Below are 17,803 nucleotides of genomic sequence, written 5' to 3' on the forward strand. Positions count from 1 at the left end.
AAAGTTATGGCTGGAGTTAAAAAGATTGCCGAAATTTATGGAGTATGTCCAATTACTGCTAGGCGGTGGTCCATGAGTCGAAGACTAAGCAAAAGAAAATATTGTTACTATTTTTAGCTAAAAATTCAATATATTTTTTCAATGTATAGCCATGACAATCACAAGGGTACTTAGCTTGTAGACCTAAAGCGTCATCTTGACCTCTAAATCTTCGACAATTGCAAACAAGATCAATATTTGTTCCAGATTCAAACTCTTTCACTCTTGCTTCAAACCACTTTTTAGCTGCTTTTGGAATAATTCCATCTTCATGCCAACTCTGCCAAACCAAATTATCAAACATTTTAATTCCCTCTTCTCTTACAACTCCATCGATTCTATCGAAGGGGTTTCTTACAGGACATTTTGGTTCATTAATAAAGAATCTCTTTGATGAGTTTGGACCATGGATCCATGAACGCTTCTCCATGGAGCAGAAACACCTCTGTGCGGTTAAAGTATTTCTTACGGTGGACTTTAGGTTCAGTCATATTGCGCTTTTATCAGTATTTTGATCCATAAAAATGGGGGCCAATGCCCCCAAAATTAATCTACTGTCAACAATTCAATTCTGGATTAAGAATCCATTGCTGCAACTTCTTCACGAGCTTGGTTTTGTCTATCTTCAAAAACTGAAAGTTTGTAAGAAGTAAATACTCCTTTCTTAAATGTTGCAAGTTGAGCTGCGTGAAGCCTTTCTGCTTTTTCTATACGCTTTTTTGTTAAAGCTAGGTTGTTCATGACCTGTTGAATTACTGGAAATCCCGTTCCCTACTTCCATCTCATGCACCCCATAGTGTTTGAGGCGAACGTTTATAAATACTAACAAATAAGAATAAGTAATTAAGCCGGCATTACGACAATTTTAGTAGTGTTTTCCCACTCCCATGGAAATAGGGTTGCTTAAAAAAAGGCAAAAGAAAACGCTCGCTGTGGAGGGTTTCAAAACTTAATTGAGAAGAGACGACAGGGTTTCATCAACTGTCCTCCGATTTAGCTTGAGCTTGTTTAACGAAACACAGCCTTCAACCCAGTTACTCGTTCTTACTTGGTACTTAATAAAAGTAAGTTCTTTAAAACTAAAGTTGGGTTGGGTTGGGGCTTTCCAATCTATGCATAACCTCAGCAATAAAAAGAGAGGCTATTTTCCCCTCTTCTGATTATTCCTTTTAATCCTGCAAAGGTCGCAGTTTTCCTTTTGGGGACAGTGAAGGGAGTGAATAGTCTCATAAGACATCCTTTCTATCAACTCTGTGATAATCAACATTTTTATGGGTCGGGAGGAAGAGAGCACTACGTTTCTTTTCCTTAAACCGAACCTTTTTAATCCTTTTTTTCAGACAGGACTAACAGCGAAATGTATGGGACAAAGTGTTGGTGAGCATGTAAAAACTTATCTTCGTTATCTAAAGCAAAAAAGATATTGCTGAAATCGCTGCAATATTAAGTTGAAAAATGTAAAGCCAAGAGCAATAAGCATTAGTTAATAATTGATTAATGTTCTTTGCAGAATATCTTAATAAGCAATGAACACAGTATTGACAGCTTTTTAATAGATTACAAAGTGTTAAGCCAAAAGTAATTCTTTGAAGAAACCAAGTGAAATTTTGCTGCTTTTTATGACGATGCCTTTGGCAATGTTAGGAACTTTTATTGGTTGTTTTGCTATTGCTACTTTAATTAATTTTTAAATCTCTGAAACCATTCAAAGACAAAACCATTGTTCAAATAAAAAAATTTAGCTATTGGTATATATGATCCAAGCTTCGACCAATGGATTTCCTAAATAGATTACTTATTCGCAAGGACACTCATAAATACGCAATTGAGCTGCTCAAAGCGGCAAAGAAGATGCCTATGGATGTAGCAGAAAGGTTGCCCCACATAAAAAAAATTAGATCTAATTATCAAAAAAGTTTTTTAAAAAATAGATCTAATCAAATATTCAACTAGACAAAAGAAAACCCTCTTTTTAAGGAGGGTTAAATAATTTCTTAGTAAATTAACCAGAGAATGGGCAAGCTCCAGACATTGCACTTGCAAGGAAATTCTTGAAGATCGATGCTTGGCCTAATCCATACAGGAAGAAGGTAGAGAAAGTCAAAGTAAGAGCCATCTTGGATACTCTGTTTAACTTGATGCCTTCGCCTCCTCTAGTAAGAGATGAATTCATTTTCTTTGTGAAAAGTCCTAGAAACTTAATGGGTTATAAAGTTTCTGTAGTAAAAGAAGATACGTTGACATATAAAAAAGTGGAAGCTAACAGTCCGTCAGCTATAGATATTTAGACAAAAGAGAACCCTCACGATGGTGGGTTAACTAAAATTAGTGGAAAAACTTTATTTTTCAGTCTTTCAACGCAACAGTTGGAATTATATTTGGATTATCAATTTCTAAGTTGGGAATAATGTAAAGCATCGGCCAAACAACTGCATTAAAGCCAATAACAACAGACCAAAATCTTGAGACTTTGTTCTGAAGATTTCTTATCTTCCTGTATTTTTGCAGATCTGAGAGTGAATTATCTTCAAAGATTCTTTTGTATTCTGATTTCTTTTTACTCATAGACAGAATGTGTGAGGAAGTTTTTAGAAGGGAAAAATGTGAACATTTCACAACTCAGGTTCTCAAAGAAAATTGCAGACCTAAGGACCTTTTTAATTTGCGAAGAGGGACTGGATTTCGACGACCTTAACCTGATCTGGCTTGATGATACTTCCGTTTAAGTCATCAACCTGAAGTAATTTAAGAAGAACTGTTCCAGAATTGATGTTCGGTTGGGGTAGTGCTTCCCTACTCCCATCCAATCAAAAGAAGGATTAGACCAATGTGTTAGTAAAGTTGGTTCTAAAAAACTCCTATCGCTTCATTCATATTTTTACAAAAACTCCATAAACTCAAAAACTTCCAAACAAGAGGATAATATTTTTTGGAATTATTCTTGAAATTTGATTTATCCAAAGACATTACAACTTGAATCTGGAAGTGATCTTCTTAATAGTCTCCAGACTCTGGCAATAAAAGAGAATAAATTTGGATATGTTTTGAGTGTAGTAGGTAATTTATCTATAGCTAAATTTCAATGTCCAGGGAAAAGAGAAGCAACTACAGTTGAGAATCATCTAGAAATAATAGCTTTAAATGGAACAATATCTCCAAACAAATGTCATCTTCATATAAGTCTTTCAGATGCAGAATGCAAGGTATGGGCCGGTCACCTAGAGGAGGGAACGATAATACTTAAAGGCGCTGACTTATTAATAGGATTTCTTGATGAGGCTATAAATGTAAAAGAAGCCAATACTAATCAACAAACAGTTGAAATTTTTATACTTCCAGATTGTCCATGGTCCTCGAGAGCTGTTCGGATGCTGAGAACATTACAAATACCACATGAAATAACAGTGATCGAAAATGATGATGATTTTAATACCCTTCGTAAAAGAAGTAATTATTCGAGCTTTCCTCAGATTTTTATAGATGAAGAATTTATCGGTGGTTACTCAGAATTAGCTGAACTGCACGCTTCTGGCAAATTAAGCAGTTAGTCAGTTATTAAACTCATTATCTACTTTTAAGTAATTCGATATGTGACATAAAAGAACAATCCAAGTATTGCAGGATTTGTTATGGCATAAGTGATTGCTATTCCCATGACCTAAAAAGAATTACCTTCCTCGTACTTAAGAAATAGCTCGCATTCATATCCCAGAGCTTGCATCCTCTCCACCCAAGCAAGTTCATCTAAAGGACCATAATCATCCCCCTTTTGTTCATTTAATCTTTTCCATAAAGGCCTAAAATTCCTCCAATTAAAAGCTACTCTTTGTTGCTCCTCCTCTTCCATATTGAAACTGCTGCATGACCTGATGTTATCAATATCCCATTCGTTTCGATTCTCCCAAATCATACCATCCAAAAAATTTGCCTCAATATGAGAACTTAAATCTTTCCAATCTTCCATTCCCAATAATTCTTTAGTCTTACCTTCCTTAGGAATTGAACGTCTACGAAATAAATTTTTTTGATTCTATTTTTAATTCTCTCTGCAAGAAGAAATCTATGATAAGTTTCTCTACGAGATTTGATTATTAGGGAATAATTCTTTTTTTGGCTCAAGAGGATAATTTCTTTGTGGATTCATTGGCTGTAAATCCCGTGGAAAACCATAATTAAAAAATTCTCTTATGTTTAATTGATCTAAAGATTCTCTTTCAGGAATAACAAATGTATCTCGAATCAAGTTCACCTCAATTTTTTTTCTTTTACCTTTTTCGTTAGTTCTACCAATGACTAATTTAATTGGCTTATCTTTAGGACCTTTGATTAATTTAATTGCCTCCTTTAAACCCATTCCTTTCGTAGACTTTCCATCTATCTTTAGGATTACATCACCCGATTCTATATTGGCATCACTGGCAGGAGAGCTATTAATAACTGATTGAATTGTTAATTCTGCTGTATCACCATTCAGAAAAAGCGTTATACCAATACCAGTCATTTCCTTTTTGTTTTTTTTGGTTGTCCTCTCGTTAGTTTTTACACACCCAGAGTAATCTCTAGCTTCTAGGCAACGTTTGTGAATCTCTTCTGAGACTTCAGCCTTTACAGTGATCGGTAATACGAAAGCAGAAACAAGGGCAAGTAGTAAGTGTTTCATTCTTGAATGCTCCCTACACTAAAATTAAGCGATATTCGCTATCAATTTCTAATATATCTCGTCCATTTGATTTATAGCTACTCCTATTTTCAAAAGCTCTCTGAAATTTAAATATGACTCGTTAAAAATGAAAATACGGAATATCTTTCAGCCGAGGAGGATTAGAGGAGCAAATACCAAATTGCATGCATTCAATCACATCATCATCATATTTGGGTTTGGAAGTAGAAAACAACTCATGATCTAAAAAAGAACCTTTGACATTCTTTAATAGATGATTAAATGGATTTCCACAAGACATAATGAGTCCTCCTGAAATTGTTGGGGAGGCATTCCATCCAATATGACTTTGAATGCCTTCCCCTCTACTATCAGAACCGAGTCTTAAGATAAAAGTTCTGATAATTCTTTTCTAATCAAAGTGATCTAAAAATCAAATCAGTATAAATTACTGTTTTTTCTTGTTTTTTTTTTGCGGGAGGCATCTAAACCTCCCTAAAGCCTGAGCCATTAATCAAAGTGTAGGCAGAGACCCTGGGAAAGGTTTAATTGAAAACGTAATAATTGAAAAGGGTGCTATCACCCAAGTATTAGTACAGTTGGGTGAATTAATAACTAATAATGCAAAGGATACTAATTTCACTTGGACTTGTAATCGCTTCGATTGGCGTTCTATATCCTTACTTAAAACAAATAGGCTTGGGAAAGTTACCTGGGGACATCATCCTTCGAGGTGAGAATTCAACTTTTTATTTCCCAGTCGTTAGCTGTATTGCCATTAGTCTGCTTCTTACAGTCATTTTTAATTTATTTCGAACTTCCTAGTATTTGCCATGACTCAAAAGGCTGATTCAAATCAATCTTTTCTATGACTAATCTGATGAGAAGAGAGTAGGAAAGCACTACTTAAATTGTCGTAATGGCGGCTTTTCCTTCTTATTGTTATTTGTTATGGTTAACAGACGTTTGCTCTAAATTATGGGGTGCATGAGATGAAAGTAGGGAACGGGTTTCCAGTAATTGAATAGGTCATGAACAACCTAGTTTTAACTAAAAAGCGTATTAAGCAAGCAAAAAAGCTTCACGCTGCTCAACTTGCAACATTCAAGAAAGGAGTATTTACTTCTTACAAACCTTCAGTTTTTGAAGAGAGACAAAAGCAAGCTTGTGAAGAAGTTGCTGCAAAGGATTCTTAATTCAGAATCTTATCGTTGCCAGTCGATAGCTAGAGGGCAATTAGCCCCCTTTTTTTAGGCCATAGACTACTGTCTAGAAGGTGTAGGACTATCGCTGTAAATATCAGCGTAACTTTGTTTACAGCAAGAAGATGAGTTGAACTAGATCTGGAATATTTAAAAGCTTGTTCCTACTTTTAATTTGTATGCATTCTCAGGTTCTGGATCAGACAAATCGTGATAGATATTCTCATAACCCAAAGCTGTAAATAGTTTTGAATTTACATCCGGATAAAACTTTAATTCTAATTCTAATCGATTGCTAGATATAGCTCTATCTCCTTCGCCGTTTGCATTTGTATAGGTATTATTTAAATCAAATTCGAGATGTTTAGTTATTAACCATCCAAATGTTGCACCTAGATTAGTTGCATAGATCAAGTCCCCACAACTTGTAGTAATTGAACAGTCTTCTCCTCCTTCTGTCCAAATCAATGCGGGACCTAATGAAATTTGCAATTCTGAACTTTCATTTTTTAAAAGATAATAACCTAATCCAACAGATCCTTCTATATCATGCTTGCCGGCGTGACTTTGAGAATCAAAATAATAATCAGATGATGTATATACTGAAAATTTATCAGTTAAAAGATAGTCATTTCTAGCAATTAAAGCGGCGTCATAACTACTAAGTTTTTCTCCAGTTCCTTTATCTTTTTCACTTCCGTAATTAAATTCTACCTCAAAATATGATAAATTCCTTTCTCCTTCATATTCAACCTCAGATTCAATTGAAAAGTCGGAATTTTTATAATAATCATTATGATTACCATCTAAGCCAATGAGGACATCTCCAGACCATAACTTCTGATCTGTCGGTAATTCATCTTCATAAATACTATCAACATCAATCTCTAATCTTCCTAATATTGGATGATATATAATTTTTTTACTATTAGTACTCTCTTCCTCTATTAATTCACCACTAATTGTATCTCCATTTTTTAGCTCAAAAAAAACTTCTTCTGCTTTTATAGAAGGTCCTGTCGTTAAAACTATTGAATTACAAATTAAAAGGAATTGTAAAAGTTTTTTTTTCACTTAATTATCAACTAAGAGTGCTCATTGAATTAATAAAAGCACTTCTTTTAAAAAGATCAACATATCAATGTAACGGTTGTCCAGCTGTTTTTGAATTTTCTACTAAAGTCGATATTGAATCAGATTGTTGTAACTTCGACTTAATTATTTCATGCGCAGTTTAGCATCCCTTGCTGCTGCTTCTCTTGCTTTTATCGCAATATCTGAGTCAACCTATGCTAAAGAAGCCTTACCGTCAAGGCCGGACTTTGATCGTAGGAATGATAAGACTCCAGAAAATCGTTGGTGATATGTGAAACGGGAAATCAAATGCGCACTCGGCCTGTGCCAAGACAAGTGTAAAAGAAAGACAGAAGATAGTCGCAATTGCGGCAACACTAGAAGGGGGCGGGGTGGGGTGGTTGGCGTTCGAAAGCCATAATTAATATCTGCCTGAGAGATAAGTAGGTTCTTTTTGGGGCTGCCCATGTGGGTCATCCAAAGGTTGGTTTGTTGTTTAGCGTCAACCTCTCAAACTAGTAGACAATTTACTTTCGCGTCCATATATTTCATCTTTCTGATTGGGTTACTTGGTCGCCATTGCAAGATTCCTTTGAGATATTGATCTAATGGTGAGTGACCTCGTGGATGAAATCAAGATATTTTCTACCGTCAATACTGACTTCATAGTGCTTCAACCAGCCATCGTTACGAACCTTATACAAAGTCGATCGACTGGAATATCCAAGGATTCGTTCGGATTCGCTATGAGTGCAATAAGGCATAGATTTGAAAGTTTTGGACAGTTAAGTGGATTAAGACTTGACTTCTTTGATCCAATGTCAATACAAGACTAATAGCGTTAAATAGTCCTCTTTAACCGTTAACTGTCCACACTTTCAGGAGTAGACCCTACAAGTAATTTGAGCAAAGAATCTACCCATGTGTTCATCGCTAGGAAGGACCCAAATGATTCACTTTTGTTTCTTTAAATTCATTCATTAATAATTGCCAGCCAAGTGTGGAGGCTTTGGGGCTAAAGCTTGCTCGTTGTTCACACATAAATCCATGATCAGCATCTTCGATTTCTACATAACTCAATCTGATTTCAGAAGGATCTTCTTCTATTAAAGCCTGTTGGATAGATGTTCGATCAGTCTCAGGTATTAATGGATCACCAGTTCCACAAATACAAGTTAATTTCCCTGAGGTTTTGCCTAATAATTCCAAACTCGGAGGGCCTCCTCCTGGGCTAGTTGTTGCTACACCAGCGCCATAAAAATCAAAAGTTCTATCGACGTCTGGGAGTGTTGATGTAATTAAAGCTGCATGACCACCAAAGCAAAATCCAACAACCGTTATCTTTGATTGGCTGTATTGCTGTTTTAACCAATTCAAAGCAGTAGACGCATCATCGAGGATTTGCTGTGTTGTCGTTTGTTCTTTATGCCGACGTCCTTCGACCAAGTCATCTTCGTTATATCCAAGATCTAATTCGGGGGCTGTTCTTGCAAAAAGTGGCATTGCTAAAGCGGGAATCCCTTTTTCAGCAAGTCGATCAACAACACTCTTTACCCAACTATTAATACCAAAGACTTCTGGTAGAACAAGAACGACATGCGTACTTTCTTTCTGAGGATTATTCCACCAGCAACGTAATGGCACTGGACCTTGTTCTATATGTACCCAACGTCCCTTCATATCTCAAATAAATAAAATTCTTACTTGAGCATGAATGAAAGTAGAGAAATAACAAGTATTCAAAAAGCAATTGCTACAGGTTCAATCCCGATCAGCATCGGGTAACTGAAAAAGACGATCTAGCTGACCCCTTTTGCGATTCAAAGCAAACATTCAACTTGCCGGATTAGCTAACGTTCTTAATACAGCTCAAGAGGAAAGAGTACTATTTAATAGAGTGCGTTGATTATTAATTAAGCACTTTTGTTTTTAGCTGAAACTTTTCGGGCTTCGGTTCGTTCAAGAGTAGCCTCAACTTGAGCAAGTAATTTATCTAGCTCATCATTTTTTATTAATGTTTTTTCAGCCATTAATCTGAGTTTTTTAAGTTCTTCAGAAGCTGATTTCATATCATCTCTTTGCAATAAGTTTTGATGTTAAAGGGGTGTCAATAAATAAATAAGTAAAAGTTAAGGTAAAAAAGGCTAGCAATGCACTTAAAAATAAAAAAAGTATGAATAAACCTGTGCTTGATTGAATATGTAAAAAATCAGCAGCCTTTATTAGTTCGTTGCCAGTAAAACCCATTACAAAATAATCTAACTTCTTATAAGAATAATCATTTTAAAAATATACGAAGTAATTAAAAGTTGATTAGACAGACTAAAAATACATATTTCAATGTGACTTATAATCCAGTTCTAACTTCCAAATGCTCATTGAATAGAAAGTCTAGTTATTTATATTCAAAAAACGTCCTCTCTATGGGCTAGAGAGAACGAAAAATATTTATTAATCTCATTATAAATATGATTAGAATAAGAGCTCCTTTTCATATGGAATGAACATATCAAAATATACATAATAAATAAATTTTAAATACTTAATTATGTAAGCATTAAAAATTCAGTTGATTAAATTTTTAGATTAATCATCTTTCTTTGGTTGGCTTTTCCCAATCGCTGGAGCATTTACAACATTAAAATTAGGACCAACTATTACTCCCACAATCGCAAAAAGTGCTATCGAAACAACACCCGCCAAGACTGCCGTCGGAGCAGGTGTGCCAACTAATGAAGCAATAATCATAAGTCAATAAAATAATTAGAAAGAAGCTATTTAGCAAAAGCTTTTTAGTACTAGAAACAAGAGTTAGGTAATTAATATGTATTAAAATGATTTTAAAAATGTAACCAATAATAGATTGATGACTCTTTTTTGTATAGATAAATCTATTAGAAATGGATTTAGATCAATTTTATAGGAGCCATTATTCAAGAGCCGAACTAATGAATATAAATACTTAAGAGTAAGCCGATCTATTATTTTTTATTTAGTTAATTTACCTTTAATCAAATTTTTTCATTTATTGATGGGTCAAATTCAAACATTTCAAGAAAGCTTATCCGTTTTTCATTTGCTTCTATTATGTTTTAGTCCTTTGCTTCCTTTTTTATATTTTGAATTAGTTTCCAAATTACTAAAGAAAGACGATGACGATGATGATGATAGAGGTAGTGGAATCAATGTCTTAGCTTATCAAGCTTAAATAAACTAAGTAAAATCATTCTTATCTTTATCACCATTCTCCAAGAGCAATAGGTATATTTGCTGTGATCTTTCTTTCTCTCTAGTTGACAATTTGATACCAAATAATATGTTATAAAAACACAAGTATTAATTAAGTAAAGGTTCAACCTAGCAATAGTAATTCATAAGATAAGATTTCGATTCATCTAATCTATATTAATGAAATCAGCTCAAGATAGATATTTTTACTGCTTGGAAAATTGTCACCACCATGAGCAAATTGAGACTCCAAAAAGGATTTGTTTAGCAGTGTTAACAGATGATCCTTTTGACAATCCAAAAGTAAGTATTGTTCAACCTTAAATTTATCAAACCTAAATATATGGCTTTTGAATTAAAAACTGTAATTGAAGATTATTGTGGAACAGGAAAACTCTCAGAAGAACAAGTTGACTTCTTAGAGAGGGAGCACATTAAAACAATGAGTACAATTAGTGAAATAATATCTCCTTCAATTGCCCATTGGAATATTTGCGAAGCTTGTAATCTTGAACAAGGAAGTTACTGGATTACTTGCAATGCCTCAATCCTTGATAGGATTCGTCCAGTTAGGATGGGAAAGCCAAGAGCTTACAAATTATTTGATGCTCTTTGTCAATATAAGCTTTATGGACAAAATACATAATTCAATTAATAAGAAAGTGTTAATGGTTGAAAATGATTTTTAATTAACCTATACATGCTTAGTACAGGATGAAGTAGATAATCTAAAGAAAAAATAATCACTTACATTTTTGATGAAAATATGAACTATTCAAATTTTCAAATGGATGTAGTTTGTTAAAAATACAAGTTTAATAATTATGCTTTCTAGAGAAAATGCTCATGAAGCAGTAGTAATTATGTTCGAACAAGCAGTAAAGCGTATGGAAGAACTAAATGAACCTGGCAGAAGGTGCCTTTACGAAGAATATAAAGAATGGATAGAAGGTCTTGGAGATAAAGGGGAAGAACAAGATGCGATGATCTTTAAATATATCGGCAAACCCCAAATCAACTAAACATTTATTTCACCCAAGCAATTTGAATTAAGGAATGAATCCTATAAATTCTTTCAAAAAATGGTTGCTAAATATATTAATTCCTTATATAGAGGGAAAAAGGAAGCAAAAAGGAAGGGATAAAGAATGAATGATCCTTGGAAAAAATTAGAAGGCTGAAATATATGCATGACTAAGATCAATTTTTTAGAAGTTTGAGGCGGTAACTTTAGAAAGTAAATAGGTTTTCGAATGACCTGCCTGAATTACTAGGCAAAGAACATAGCTTGGTTTAATATTTTTATTAGAAGATGACAACCCTGAAGCTTTTTAAGCATTCCTGCAATTTTGAAGATTCCTAAGGGAAATAAAACAAAAATCGAAAAATACTGCAAATTTATAGTCATCCATGGAGAAGAAATTCTAGTTAGCCATCATAAAAAATATAAAAGCAACACCAATAATTATTTTTGCGGCGATACCAAAAGCAATTATTTTCCCAAATCTATTTTTTAATTTAAGTTTGGTGGTATTAGTTTTGGCTGGATTGGTGGCATTTATTTTAGAGGTTTTTCCAAAAAGTGTTTGCATGATTATCGATCGAAACTATCTAAAAAAACTAACAACTTTTTAACTTGGTTGAGATAAAGGTAACTAGCATCGAACTACTTTTATCTAATTTTGTAAAATAATGTAGTCTTATTTAGTAGTTTTTTTATTTGCATAGGTCTCTCTTTTTACAGGTAAAGTAATTCATCAACCCATTCCAATTGTTTTTACTATATTTAACTATAAAAATTCTTCTAGACTTTACTCACATGTCATTTATATTCTTTTACTTCTTATCAATTTCACTTCTATTTATAATAGTTTTTACTTTTATATCAACTTTTATCGCAAAAAGAAAACCTACATTTGTTCATCACATTCAAGTAGAAATAGTTAAAAATAATTTAGAACAAATATACAATCTGAATACCCTTAGAGACTCAGTGCAACAATAATCGAATTTTAGCAGAGGCAAGTCTAAAGTTCACTTTTTTTATACTAATATGGATAAATAATATCTAATAAGTATTTATATAAAATTCCTGGATTATTTGATAAGCTTAAAAAACATCTTTAATTGTAAATTTAATCCATTTTAAAAAAGAAAGTGGATTTAATAAGTATTTAATTTCTCTATTACCGGTCAATACAAAGTCTATTTTAAGAAAATCTTTAATACGTTTAAGTAGTCCTGAAGAAATTGTATCATCAGAAAAATAATAATTTTTTGTACATTCAGAAAGTTCATTTTCAGAAACTTTTATTTCAATATTAGAACGCAGTTTTATAATCAGAAATTCACCTGAAAGTTCACTAATATAATCAGTAACTATACCCTCGGGCATCAATGCTATTTCTCTATTTGACTCATCTTTTAAATTATATTTACTTTTAACAGTATCAATAATCACTGGAGAACCTAACGGTATTTTCTTTTTTTCAGTCAATTTATCTTAAAATATATATTCGAAATCTTAAGAAGAATAACTAGCTCTTGTAGCACTGTTAATTACAAATGATCGTAGAAATAATCACCAAGATCTTGAGTATAAGATCACTTTAATATGGTTCATTTAGGCAATAGATGCCAAGAAAATAAAAATTAATAAGTATATAAAACACTTGTGGAGCTGGAGAAAGATTGCTGATATTTATGGGGTGAGTCCTACTACTATCAGGTGGTTGAGTATGACTTAGCTCCCCTCATATGAAAGACCATATTTCTTTGCATATCTATTAGCAAATCTCATGAATCTATTGAAATCTCTTTCTGTCCTCCAGCTGTAAATAGCCTCAATAGCCGTATATTTCCCATTTTTTCTAGATACAGCTATATGTATTTCTCTAATAGTAATTTGTCCTTCCTCATCTAGTAAATACATTCCCTGTATTTCTTTGAAATCATCTGATAACAATGCTTCTGGATTCTCAAATCTAAAATAAGCTTGACCTGCTTGCCCTGAATTGCTTTTGATAAGTCTTATTTGAGGTACAACTTTTTCGTCAATGCCATTAAAAAATTGTATTGCAACAGCCGCCATGTTCATATTCTGCTAGTGATTTTTACTTTATTAATTATTTGCAATAAGGATTTTTAAAGCCTCATTTCATACTTCGATATGTAGCTGATATACACTTCGTTAGCGCCTCAAAAGTTAGGCGGTGGTATTTGGGTTAAGTCCTAACAAAGAGGAAATTCATTAGTTATCTAATCCTTCTTTCCATACTTAATCATTGCAACAGGAAGTCCAACAGTAAAAGCAACCCCGATAACAAGAATTAAAATTCCTAATGGAGAAAAGATTTCAACACCAAGTCCATTTTGAGCAAAAAGCATTACTTAAATACTCCTGCAGTAATTAGAGACATTCCCTTCTTCGTTACGAATAAACTTTTTTTGAATCTTTTCGCTAGCAAGTAATTCCTTTTTTGAGTCTTTTAGCGAATAATATTCAGCACATAAAAGTTTTGCTTTATTTACTTTGAATTGAGGAATTAATCCGACAACAATCGCAACCAAAGCTGCAGTTGAGGTTATGACGCAATACCTAATTATTTGAGGACCTTTATGTGGTGACATAAAAAAGTAGTTAACTCCCTCCAAAATATATCGATTTCAACCGAGAATATATAATGTGTTAATAGATAATAATGAAATTTGTATTTATATCCTTTGTAAAATAGGAATCATTTTCCCCCCATCAAAATCATCATCATCATTATCATTATCATTAAAAAATCTCATTCCAAAATCCCAACCTAGATAGCCTAAGAATGTGAAAAATAAGATTTTCAAAAGTATTCCATGAGAAATATATGTCGCTAGTCCAATAATTATTCCAAAACAGATTATTAATATTTCCAAGCGTTTTATTAAAAATTGGATGCTAACAAAGCAATTTTATTTTTGATGTCTCTTATTTTTATATAAGTATTGATATTAAAGACATAAAAATAGTTCATTTAATCCTGGCATAACCATTATTTGTCAGACGAGGTCTATTTCTTCTGAATGATTCCTTTTGCTTTAAGAATAGGTGTGTATGGGCAATTATCTGCTAAGCAATTCAAGAGCGGATGCAATATAGCTTCTTGATCCATCTCTTAAACTTTTTCAAAATATTCACACATTTCAAGAAGTTCAACTTCAGTGGGGGCTTCTCTCGACATCTATCTGAAATCTTCAGTGAACTCAATAACGTCTCTGCTTATTCCAAGCTTCATCGCTTCTTCTTCCAAAGTTAAATGACTTTGTTCGATGTCTTTTCTATAATTCATCACTCTTTTACTTTCGTTCCCTGAAGGAGGGATTCCATCAATGACATCAAAAAAAATACTTTTTCTTAGTTTTAATTCCATAAAAAAGTAATCTCTTTTTTATTTATGACTAATAATTCGTCTTCGGGAAATGATTTTTTAAACCATTCTTTGTATCAAATGGATAGTTAAATCGATTGTTGAAATATACGGTCTTAGTCCTACAGCTATTAGGAGGTGGAATGCAGCTTAATCCCTCCACTCGGCCTCCCAAGATGTTTCATTTTTTTATCTTTTTAAATTTAAAGATACCCATTATTCGTTCACCGAATGAACTCCAAAATATGACAACAAATGGGCTTAATGCTATTAGTACAGTGACGAAACGAAAGCTTTCACCAATTCCAAATACTATTAAACATAAGACTAAGGCCCCAACGATTAAGGCGCTTTTTCTTTTCTTAAATAAGTCTCTAAATCTTTGCTCTTTAGATAAATCCTTCTTTCTCTTGTTAGGGCCTTCGAGGTATGGCATTCCTTCTATGTAAGGCACCAAGATATTTAATAACCATCTCTTGGAAGCATTTATAGGATTCATTTCAAAGCCAAAGCCCAATTAGGTGTTTTTGAATTTACGCCAAGCTTCCCCTTGACTTCACATGAGTTAATCTTGACGACTAATCCGTCACAAGGAAGATTCTCAAATAATTCACCAGCCAACCATTCCTTATGCCATCTCTTCACTTGGCGAGGATCAGCAGTTCTGTTTGTAGGAGGAATTTCAAAGAACCAACTTTCTAGCTTTTTTATATCTTCAATTTCATTTCTAGTTGATCCAAGAATTTCATAAGCCACAAAACTAAGTCCAGCCCCAGTTGGATTTTTCTTCCTTAAATGTCCAGAAGCTAATGCTTGAGATTTAGTTCTACTTAAATTTGGACCATATAATTCTCCACGGATCTCAAGTGGTTCTTCTGAAACTGCAATTCCATCTTCTGGAAGTTCTACAGGAAGATTGCAAACAGTTCTAGCAGCTTCAAGTACATCTTTCCCCGAACGAGTAAAGGCTCCTACTAATCTTCCCGATTGGTATCTCAAACCCAAAGCACAACCATCAAATTTTGGTTGAACAATCATGGTTTCATTTCTGGCTTTATCCGCCCACCATTCGCTAAAGCAATAATTGTCTAAACTGAGCAACTTCATTTTCTGCTGGAAATGTGAGTTCTGAGGATCTATTTCCTTAAGCCTATTTTCTAATTGATCAAATTGCATATCACTTACTTGGGCATTACCCGATCTGTGAGCTACATCTAGCTTTTCAACCAAGATCAAAAGATCTTTTTATGCATCTACAAACATGTTTTATTTATGAGCTGGCAGAGCTGGAGACATTAACGACTAAAAAGGCCGTAGGAGAAGTAAAAGGGTTGTTATCAAGTTCAATCGATACATTTAGCCCCGCTTATGGTCGCAATGTAATTAGGGCCCCACGACCCAGTGTGATGGTTGGGACAGTGAATGAAGATTTTTTTCTTATTGACTCAACTGGTAGCCGTAGATTCTGGGTTATTCCTCTACCTCAAATTGAAGGTCAAAAGATTGATATTCAAAAAGTCAAATTGCAATTTCTCAAGAGTTTAAAGAATGGATTAATGGATAAAACCATTGGAAGATATATTGGTAATAGGTAATCTAATCAAATATTTAGTCCTCTAAGTGAAGTTTTTTTAGGTGGTTTTTAAAGCGTTTTATAAATAAATTATGAGTCTTTTGTTGTTTTTATTGTTTTTAGATTGTTTTTATAGGCTTTATAAGCCAACAGTGGTGCGGTGTATAAAGTTGTTAATAGAATGGGAGTTACAGGGATTGCCGTTAAAATAATGAATGACTGTAATGCATCAATACTGGTTTGCCCACTGCTATCTGCTCCAATTCTTAAAAGTGATATTGTCAACAAACCGATTAAAATAGCCCAAAACAACCTTTGTTTCTTGGGAGGGACTTCTTCACCACTTAAGACAATTGCTGCTGCGTAGCTAATCGAATCAGCACTTGTCGACATAAACAAAATGATCAACAGTAGTCCAACAAAAATAAGAAACCTGGATATTGGCAAATTGTTCAAAATAGCAAAAAATACTGCAGCAGAACCCCCAGCATTAAATTCAGAAGTTATGAGACCGGGATTATTTAACTCTAAATAGATACCATTTCCACCCAGAATCATGAACCATAAATTTGTTATTAATGGACAAGCAATGGCTACCACTATTACAAGTTCCCTTATACTTCTACCTTTACTTATTCCTGCAGTGAACAAACCCATCAAGGGTGCATAACCTAAAAACCATCCCCAATAAAATATTGTCCACCCTTGAACCCAAGAATCATTTTGGTCAGGAAGCGACATAATAGGAAAGTTTTTAAGATATAAACTCATACTTGAAGCAAAATGTTTGAAAATCCAAAGTGTTGGACCTAATAATGTCAATGAAAGTGCCAAAATTATTGTCAGCCAAATGTTTAATTTTGAGAGGAATTTGATACCTCTTTGTATACCGCTAAAAGTGGAGATAGAGAAAATGATTGTCAAAGAAATTACTATGCCTACCTGTAAAAGCAAAGAATCTGAAACCCATGTCAATCGTCCTGCAGCATTACTGAGTTGCAAGCTCAAGAATCCAAGTGGTCCAACAGTACCGGCAATGGCTGCGACAACACATAATCCATCTGCAAAGTCTCCTATTAAACCGTTGGAGAATTTTTCTGAACTTAAAGGAATTAATAAACTTCTGGGTCTTAGTGAAAAACCTTTTTGAGATAAAAGAGAAAAAGTTATTGCGATTGTTGAACCTACTAAAGCCCAAGCCAGAAAACCCCAGTGTAGAAAGCTTACTGCAAAAGCTTGATCGATTGCAGAATTCGTATTCCCCTCATAATTTGAGAAATATGTTGCGGGTGTCAGGAAGTGAATTAGAGGCTCAGCTGCGGACCAAAAGACACCGCCGCCGGCAAGTAAAGTACAAATTAAAACTGAGCACCATTCAAAAATACCTAATGAGGGTCTAGAATTTTCTCCACCAAGTTTTATTAATCCAATTGGACTTATTGCTAAACAAATAGCTACTACGAATATACTTACTACCATCCATAACCAGATTCCACCAAGCCTGTTAAGAGCAAATTGCTTAGCAACTTCTGTTATGTTTTTAGCTATGTTTAAGTCTATTTGAGCAAGAATAATAAATATCAGCAAGGGTAAGGCTGCAACAATTAGAGACATATTTTTC

Annotated in this window: 31 protein-coding genes; 11 read left to right on the forward strand and 20 right to left on the reverse strand. The window is 33.8% G+C overall.

From position 1 onward, the window contains the following. Window positions 1–58 precede the first annotated feature (58 nt). Together AC6EIW_RS03580 and AC6EIW_RS03585 are read right to left on the reverse strand one after the other, a co-directional pair. Window positions 59–469, reverse strand: coding sequence for a hypothetical protein (locus AC6EIW_RS03580; RefSeq protein ID WP_498521223.1), 411 nt, complete (start codon window positions 467–469; stop codon window positions 59–61). 146 nt (window positions 470–615) lie between these two features. After that, window positions 616–780: a hypothetical protein gene (locus AC6EIW_RS03585; RefSeq protein ID WP_498521224.1), complete on the reverse strand. Its 165-nt coding sequence runs from the start codon at window positions 778–780 to the stop codon at window positions 616–618. A gap of 1,032 nt (window positions 781–1,812) precedes the next feature. On the opposite strand from AC6EIW_RS03585, the gene AC6EIW_RS03590 reads away from it, so the two are divergent. Continuing rightward, entirely contained in the window at window positions 1,813–1,992 is a 180-nt protein-coding gene (locus tag AC6EIW_RS03590; protein WP_498521225.1) for a hypothetical protein, read from the forward strand. Between the two features lie 49 nt (window positions 1,993–2,041). On the opposite strand, the gene AC6EIW_RS03595 is transcribed toward AC6EIW_RS03590, so the two are convergent. Both AC6EIW_RS03595 and AC6EIW_RS03600 read right to left on the reverse strand, forming a co-directional pair. Beyond that, complete coding sequence (locus tag AC6EIW_RS03595) at window positions 2,042–2,212, reverse strand: hypothetical protein (RefSeq protein ID WP_498521226.1); 171 nt, start codon at window positions 2,210–2,212, stop codon at window positions 2,042–2,044. 173 nt (window positions 2,213–2,385) lie between these two features. Next, window positions 2,386–2,604: a hypothetical protein gene (locus AC6EIW_RS03600; protein WP_498521227.1), complete on the reverse strand. Its 219-nt coding sequence runs from the start codon at window positions 2,602–2,604 to the stop codon at window positions 2,386–2,388. Window positions 2,605–2,987: 383 nt separating this feature from the next. Here AC6EIW_RS03600 and AC6EIW_RS03605 point away from each other — a divergent pair, with 383 nt between their 5' ends. Then, the gene (locus tag AC6EIW_RS03605; RefSeq protein WP_498521228.1) at window positions 2,988–3,587 is read left to right on the forward strand and encodes a PCC domain-containing protein; all 600 of its coding nucleotides are present in this window, start codon (window positions 2,988–2,990) and stop codon (window positions 3,585–3,587) included. Window positions 3,588–3,697: 110 nt separating this feature from the next. On the opposite strand, the gene AC6EIW_RS03610 is transcribed toward AC6EIW_RS03605, so the two are convergent. Beyond that, window positions 3,698–4,003 (reverse strand): hypothetical protein, encoded by a 306-nt coding sequence (locus tag AC6EIW_RS03610; RefSeq protein ID WP_498521229.1) that lies wholly within the window; start codon window positions 4,001–4,003, stop codon window positions 3,698–3,700. 111 nt (window positions 4,004–4,114) lie between these two features. Next, on the reverse strand, window positions 4,115–4,699 hold the full coding sequence (locus tag AC6EIW_RS03615) for a S41 family peptidase (protein WP_498521230.1): 585 nt from the start codon (window positions 4,697–4,699) through the stop codon (window positions 4,115–4,117). A gap of 621 nt (window positions 4,700–5,320) precedes the next feature. Here AC6EIW_RS03615 and AC6EIW_RS03620 point away from each other — a divergent pair. After that, window positions 5,321–5,524: a DUF2905 domain-containing protein gene (locus AC6EIW_RS03620; protein WP_498521231.1), complete on the forward strand. Its 204-nt coding sequence runs from the start codon at window positions 5,321–5,323 to the stop codon at window positions 5,522–5,524. A 206-nt stretch (window positions 5,525–5,730) separates the two neighbouring features. Then, the gene (locus AC6EIW_RS03625; protein WP_498521232.1) at window positions 5,731–5,895 is read left to right on the forward strand and encodes a hypothetical protein; all 165 of its coding nucleotides are present in this window, start codon (window positions 5,731–5,733) and stop codon (window positions 5,893–5,895) included. 156 nt (window positions 5,896–6,051) lie between these two features. Here the strand turns inward: AC6EIW_RS03625 and AC6EIW_RS03630 are convergent, their stop codons facing one another. Beyond that, window positions 6,052–6,975, reverse strand: coding sequence for a DUF481 domain-containing protein (locus AC6EIW_RS03630; RefSeq protein WP_498521233.1), 924 nt, complete (start codon window positions 6,973–6,975; stop codon window positions 6,052–6,054). Window positions 6,976–7,126: 151 nt separating this feature from the next. Between AC6EIW_RS03630 and AC6EIW_RS03635 the strand changes: the two genes are divergently transcribed. Next, window positions 7,127–7,264: a hypothetical protein gene (locus AC6EIW_RS03635; protein WP_498521234.1), complete on the forward strand. Its 138-nt coding sequence runs from the start codon at window positions 7,127–7,129 to the stop codon at window positions 7,262–7,264. 334 nt (window positions 7,265–7,598) lie between these two features. After that, the gene (locus AC6EIW_RS03640; protein WP_498521235.1) at window positions 7,599–7,811 is read left to right on the forward strand and encodes a hypothetical protein; all 213 of its coding nucleotides are present in this window, start codon (window positions 7,599–7,601) and stop codon (window positions 7,809–7,811) included. A 97-nt stretch (window positions 7,812–7,908) separates the two neighbouring features. On the opposite strand, the gene AC6EIW_RS03645 is transcribed toward AC6EIW_RS03640, so the two are convergent. The 3 genes from AC6EIW_RS03645 to AC6EIW_RS03655 form a co-directional block, all read right to left on the reverse strand. After that, complete coding sequence (locus tag AC6EIW_RS03645; protein ID WP_498521236.1) at window positions 7,909–8,655, reverse strand: dienelactone hydrolase family protein; 747 nt, start codon at window positions 8,653–8,655, stop codon at window positions 7,909–7,911. Window positions 8,656–8,888: 233 nt separating this feature from the next. Then, window positions 8,889–9,044 (reverse strand): hypothetical protein, encoded by a 156-nt coding sequence (locus tag AC6EIW_RS03650; RefSeq protein ID WP_498521237.1) that lies wholly within the window; start codon window positions 9,042–9,044, stop codon window positions 8,889–8,891. A 517-nt stretch (window positions 9,045–9,561) separates the two neighbouring features. After that, window positions 9,562–9,723 (reverse strand): hypothetical protein, encoded by a 162-nt coding sequence (locus AC6EIW_RS03655; protein ID WP_498521238.1) that lies wholly within the window; start codon window positions 9,721–9,723, stop codon window positions 9,562–9,564. 283 nt (window positions 9,724–10,006) lie between these two features. Between AC6EIW_RS03655 and AC6EIW_RS03660 the strand changes: the two genes are divergently transcribed. The 4 genes from AC6EIW_RS03660 (at window position 10,007) to AC6EIW_RS03675 (ending at window position 11,225) form a co-directional block, all read left to right on the forward strand. Next, window positions 10,007–10,183, forward strand: coding sequence for a hypothetical protein (locus AC6EIW_RS03660; protein ID WP_498521239.1), 177 nt, complete (start codon window positions 10,007–10,009; stop codon window positions 10,181–10,183). Between the two features lie 200 nt (window positions 10,184–10,383). Beyond that, window positions 10,384–10,527, forward strand: a complete 144-nt coding sequence (locus AC6EIW_RS03665; protein ID WP_498521240.1) for a hypothetical protein — start codon at window positions 10,384–10,386, stop codon at window positions 10,525–10,527. A 19-nt stretch (window positions 10,528–10,546) separates the two neighbouring features. After that, window positions 10,547–10,849 (forward strand): hypothetical protein, encoded by a 303-nt coding sequence (locus AC6EIW_RS03670; RefSeq protein WP_498521241.1) that lies wholly within the window; start codon window positions 10,547–10,549, stop codon window positions 10,847–10,849. A gap of 178 nt (window positions 10,850–11,027) precedes the next feature. Beyond that, the gene (locus tag AC6EIW_RS03675) at window positions 11,028–11,225 is read left to right on the forward strand and encodes a hypothetical protein (protein ID WP_498521242.1); all 198 of its coding nucleotides are present in this window, start codon (window positions 11,028–11,030) and stop codon (window positions 11,223–11,225) included. 402 nt (window positions 11,226–11,627) lie between these two features. On the opposite strand, the gene AC6EIW_RS03680 is transcribed toward AC6EIW_RS03675, so the two are convergent. The 9 genes from AC6EIW_RS03680 to AC6EIW_RS03720 form a co-directional block, all read right to left on the reverse strand. Continuing rightward, window positions 11,628–11,795 (reverse strand): hypothetical protein, encoded by a 168-nt coding sequence (locus tag AC6EIW_RS03680; RefSeq protein WP_498521243.1) that lies wholly within the window; start codon window positions 11,793–11,795, stop codon window positions 11,628–11,630. Window positions 11,796–12,313: 518 nt separating this feature from the next. Beyond that, window positions 12,314–12,700, reverse strand: a complete 387-nt coding sequence (locus tag AC6EIW_RS03685) for a hypothetical protein (protein WP_498521244.1) — start codon at window positions 12,698–12,700, stop codon at window positions 12,314–12,316. A gap of 246 nt (window positions 12,701–12,946) precedes the next feature. After that, the gene (psb28, locus tag AC6EIW_RS03690) at window positions 12,947–13,300 is read right to left on the reverse strand and encodes a photosystem II reaction center protein Psb28 (RefSeq protein WP_498521245.1); all 354 of its coding nucleotides are present in this window, start codon (window positions 13,298–13,300) and stop codon (window positions 12,947–12,949) included. A gap of 161 nt (window positions 13,301–13,461) precedes the next feature. After that, a complete protein-coding gene (locus tag AC6EIW_RS03695; RefSeq protein ID WP_413682832.1) occupies window positions 13,462–13,590 on the reverse strand; it encodes a hypothetical protein in 129 nt (42 codons plus the stop codon). Window positions 13,591–13,593: 3 nt separating this feature from the next. Next, window positions 13,594–13,833: a hypothetical protein gene (locus AC6EIW_RS03700; RefSeq protein ID WP_498521246.1), complete on the reverse strand. Its 240-nt coding sequence runs from the start codon at window positions 13,831–13,833 to the stop codon at window positions 13,594–13,596. An 84-nt stretch (window positions 13,834–13,917) separates the two neighbouring features. Beyond that, window positions 13,918–14,118: a hypothetical protein gene (locus AC6EIW_RS03705; protein ID WP_498521247.1), complete on the reverse strand. Its 201-nt coding sequence runs from the start codon at window positions 14,116–14,118 to the stop codon at window positions 13,918–13,920. 305 nt (window positions 14,119–14,423) lie between these two features. Next, a complete protein-coding gene (locus AC6EIW_RS03710; protein ID WP_498521248.1) occupies window positions 14,424–14,612 on the reverse strand; it encodes a hypothetical protein in 189 nt (62 codons plus the stop codon). 178 nt (window positions 14,613–14,790) lie between these two features. After that, complete coding sequence (locus AC6EIW_RS03715; protein WP_498521249.1) at window positions 14,791–15,108, reverse strand: hypothetical protein; 318 nt, start codon at window positions 15,106–15,108, stop codon at window positions 14,791–14,793. Then, window positions 15,105–15,839 (reverse strand): NAD-dependent DNA ligase, encoded by a 735-nt coding sequence (locus AC6EIW_RS03720; RefSeq protein WP_498521250.1) that lies wholly within the window; start codon window positions 15,837–15,839, stop codon window positions 15,105–15,107. The genes AC6EIW_RS03715 and AC6EIW_RS03720 overlap by 4 nt, the downstream gene beginning before the upstream one ends. Before the next feature lie 17 nt (window positions 15,840–15,856). On the opposite strand from AC6EIW_RS03720, the gene AC6EIW_RS03725 reads away from it, so the two are divergent. Continuing rightward, on the forward strand, window positions 15,857–16,204 hold the full coding sequence (locus AC6EIW_RS03725) for a VapE domain-containing protein (RefSeq protein WP_498521251.1): 348 nt from the start codon (window positions 15,857–15,859) through the stop codon (window positions 16,202–16,204). A 68-nt stretch (window positions 16,205–16,272) separates the two neighbouring features. Here AC6EIW_RS03725 and AC6EIW_RS03730 read toward each other — a convergent pair whose 3' ends face one another. Beyond that, window positions 16,273–17,796: a BCCT family transporter gene (locus AC6EIW_RS03730; protein WP_498521252.1), complete on the reverse strand. Its 1,524-nt coding sequence runs from the start codon at window positions 17,794–17,796 to the stop codon at window positions 16,273–16,275. Window positions 17,797–17,803 lie beyond the last annotated feature (7 nt).

The sequence above is a fragment of the Prochlorococcus sp. MIT2308 genome, assembly GCF_059772345.1.

Bases quoted from the DNA above. Each gene is read 5' to 3' on its own strand.
- AC6EIW_RS03580 (WP_498521223.1), bottom strand. From the start codon at position 469: ATGGAGAAGCGTTCATGGATCCATGGTCCAAACTCATCAAAGAGATTC.
- AC6EIW_RS03585 (WP_498521224.1), bottom strand. From the start codon at position 780: ATGAACAACCTAGCTTTAACAAAAAAGCGTATAGAAAAAGCAGAAAGG.
- AC6EIW_RS03590 (WP_498521225.1), top strand. From the start codon at position 1,813: ATGGATTTCCTAAATAGATTACTTATTCGCAAGGACACTCATAAATAC.
- AC6EIW_RS03595 (WP_498521226.1), bottom strand. From the start codon at position 2,212: ATGAATTCATCTCTTACTAGAGGAGGCGAAGGCATCAAGTTAAACAGA.
- AC6EIW_RS03600 (WP_498521227.1), bottom strand. From the start codon at position 2,604: ATGAGTAAAAAGAAATCAGAATACAAAAGAATCTTTGAAGATAATTCA.
- AC6EIW_RS03610 (WP_498521229.1), bottom strand. From the start codon at position 4,003: ATGGAAGATTGGAAAGATTTAAGTTCTCATATTGAGGCAAATTTTTTG.
- AC6EIW_RS03615 (WP_498521230.1), bottom strand. From the start codon at position 4,699: ATGAAACACTTACTACTTGCCCTTGTTTCTGCTTTCGTATTACCGATC.
- AC6EIW_RS03620 (WP_498521231.1), top strand. From the start codon at position 5,321: ATGCAAAGGATACTAATTTCACTTGGACTTGTAATCGCTTCGATTGGC.
- AC6EIW_RS03625 (WP_498521232.1), top strand. From the start codon at position 5,731: ATGAACAACCTAGTTTTAACTAAAAAGCGTATTAAGCAAGCAAAAAAG.
- AC6EIW_RS03635 (WP_498521234.1), top strand. From the start codon at position 7,127: ATGCGCAGTTTAGCATCCCTTGCTGCTGCTTCTCTTGCTTTTATCGCA.
- AC6EIW_RS03645 (WP_498521236.1), bottom strand. From the start codon at position 8,655: ATGAAGGGACGTTGGGTACATATAGAACAAGGTCCAGTGCCATTACGT.
- AC6EIW_RS03650 (WP_498521237.1), bottom strand. From the start codon at position 9,044: ATGAAATCAGCTTCTGAAGAACTTAAAAAACTCAGATTAATGGCTGAA.
- AC6EIW_RS03655 (WP_498521238.1), bottom strand. From the start codon at position 9,723: ATGATTATTGCTTCATTAGTTGGCACACCTGCTCCGACGGCAGTCTTG.
- AC6EIW_RS03660 (WP_498521239.1), top strand. From the start codon at position 10,007: ATGGGTCAAATTCAAACATTTCAAGAAAGCTTATCCGTTTTTCATTTG.
- AC6EIW_RS03665 (WP_498521240.1), top strand. From the start codon at position 10,384: ATGAAATCAGCTCAAGATAGATATTTTTACTGCTTGGAAAATTGTCAC.
- AC6EIW_RS03670 (WP_498521241.1), top strand. From the start codon at position 10,547: ATGGCTTTTGAATTAAAAACTGTAATTGAAGATTATTGTGGAACAGGA.
- AC6EIW_RS03675 (WP_498521242.1), top strand. From the start codon at position 11,028: ATGCTTTCTAGAGAAAATGCTCATGAAGCAGTAGTAATTATGTTCGAA.
- AC6EIW_RS03680 (WP_498521243.1), bottom strand. From the start codon at position 11,795: ATGCAAACACTTTTTGGAAAAACCTCTAAAATAAATGCCACCAATCCA.
- psb28 (WP_498521245.1), bottom strand. From the start codon at position 13,300: ATGAACATGGCGGCTGTTGCAATACAATTTTTTAATGGCATTGACGAA.
- AC6EIW_RS03695 (WP_413682832.1), bottom strand. From the start codon at position 13,590: ATGCTTTTTGCTCAAAATGGACTTGGTGTTGAAATCTTTTCTCCATTA.
- AC6EIW_RS03700 (WP_498521246.1), bottom strand. From the start codon at position 13,833: ATGTCACCACATAAAGGTCCTCAAATAATTAGGTATTGCGTCATAACC.
- AC6EIW_RS03710 (WP_498521248.1), bottom strand. From the start codon at position 14,612: ATGGAATTAAAACTAAGAAAAAGTATTTTTTTTGATGTCATTGATGGA.
- AC6EIW_RS03715 (WP_498521249.1), bottom strand. From the start codon at position 15,108: ATGAATCCTATAAATGCTTCCAAGAGATGGTTATTAAATATCTTGGTG.
- AC6EIW_RS03725 (WP_498521251.1), top strand. From the start codon at position 15,857: ATGCATCTACAAACATGTTTTATTTATGAGCTGGCAGAGCTGGAGACA.
- AC6EIW_RS03730 (WP_498521252.1), bottom strand. From the start codon at position 17,796: ATGTCTCTAATTGTTGCAGCCTTACCCTTGCTGATATTTATTATTCTT.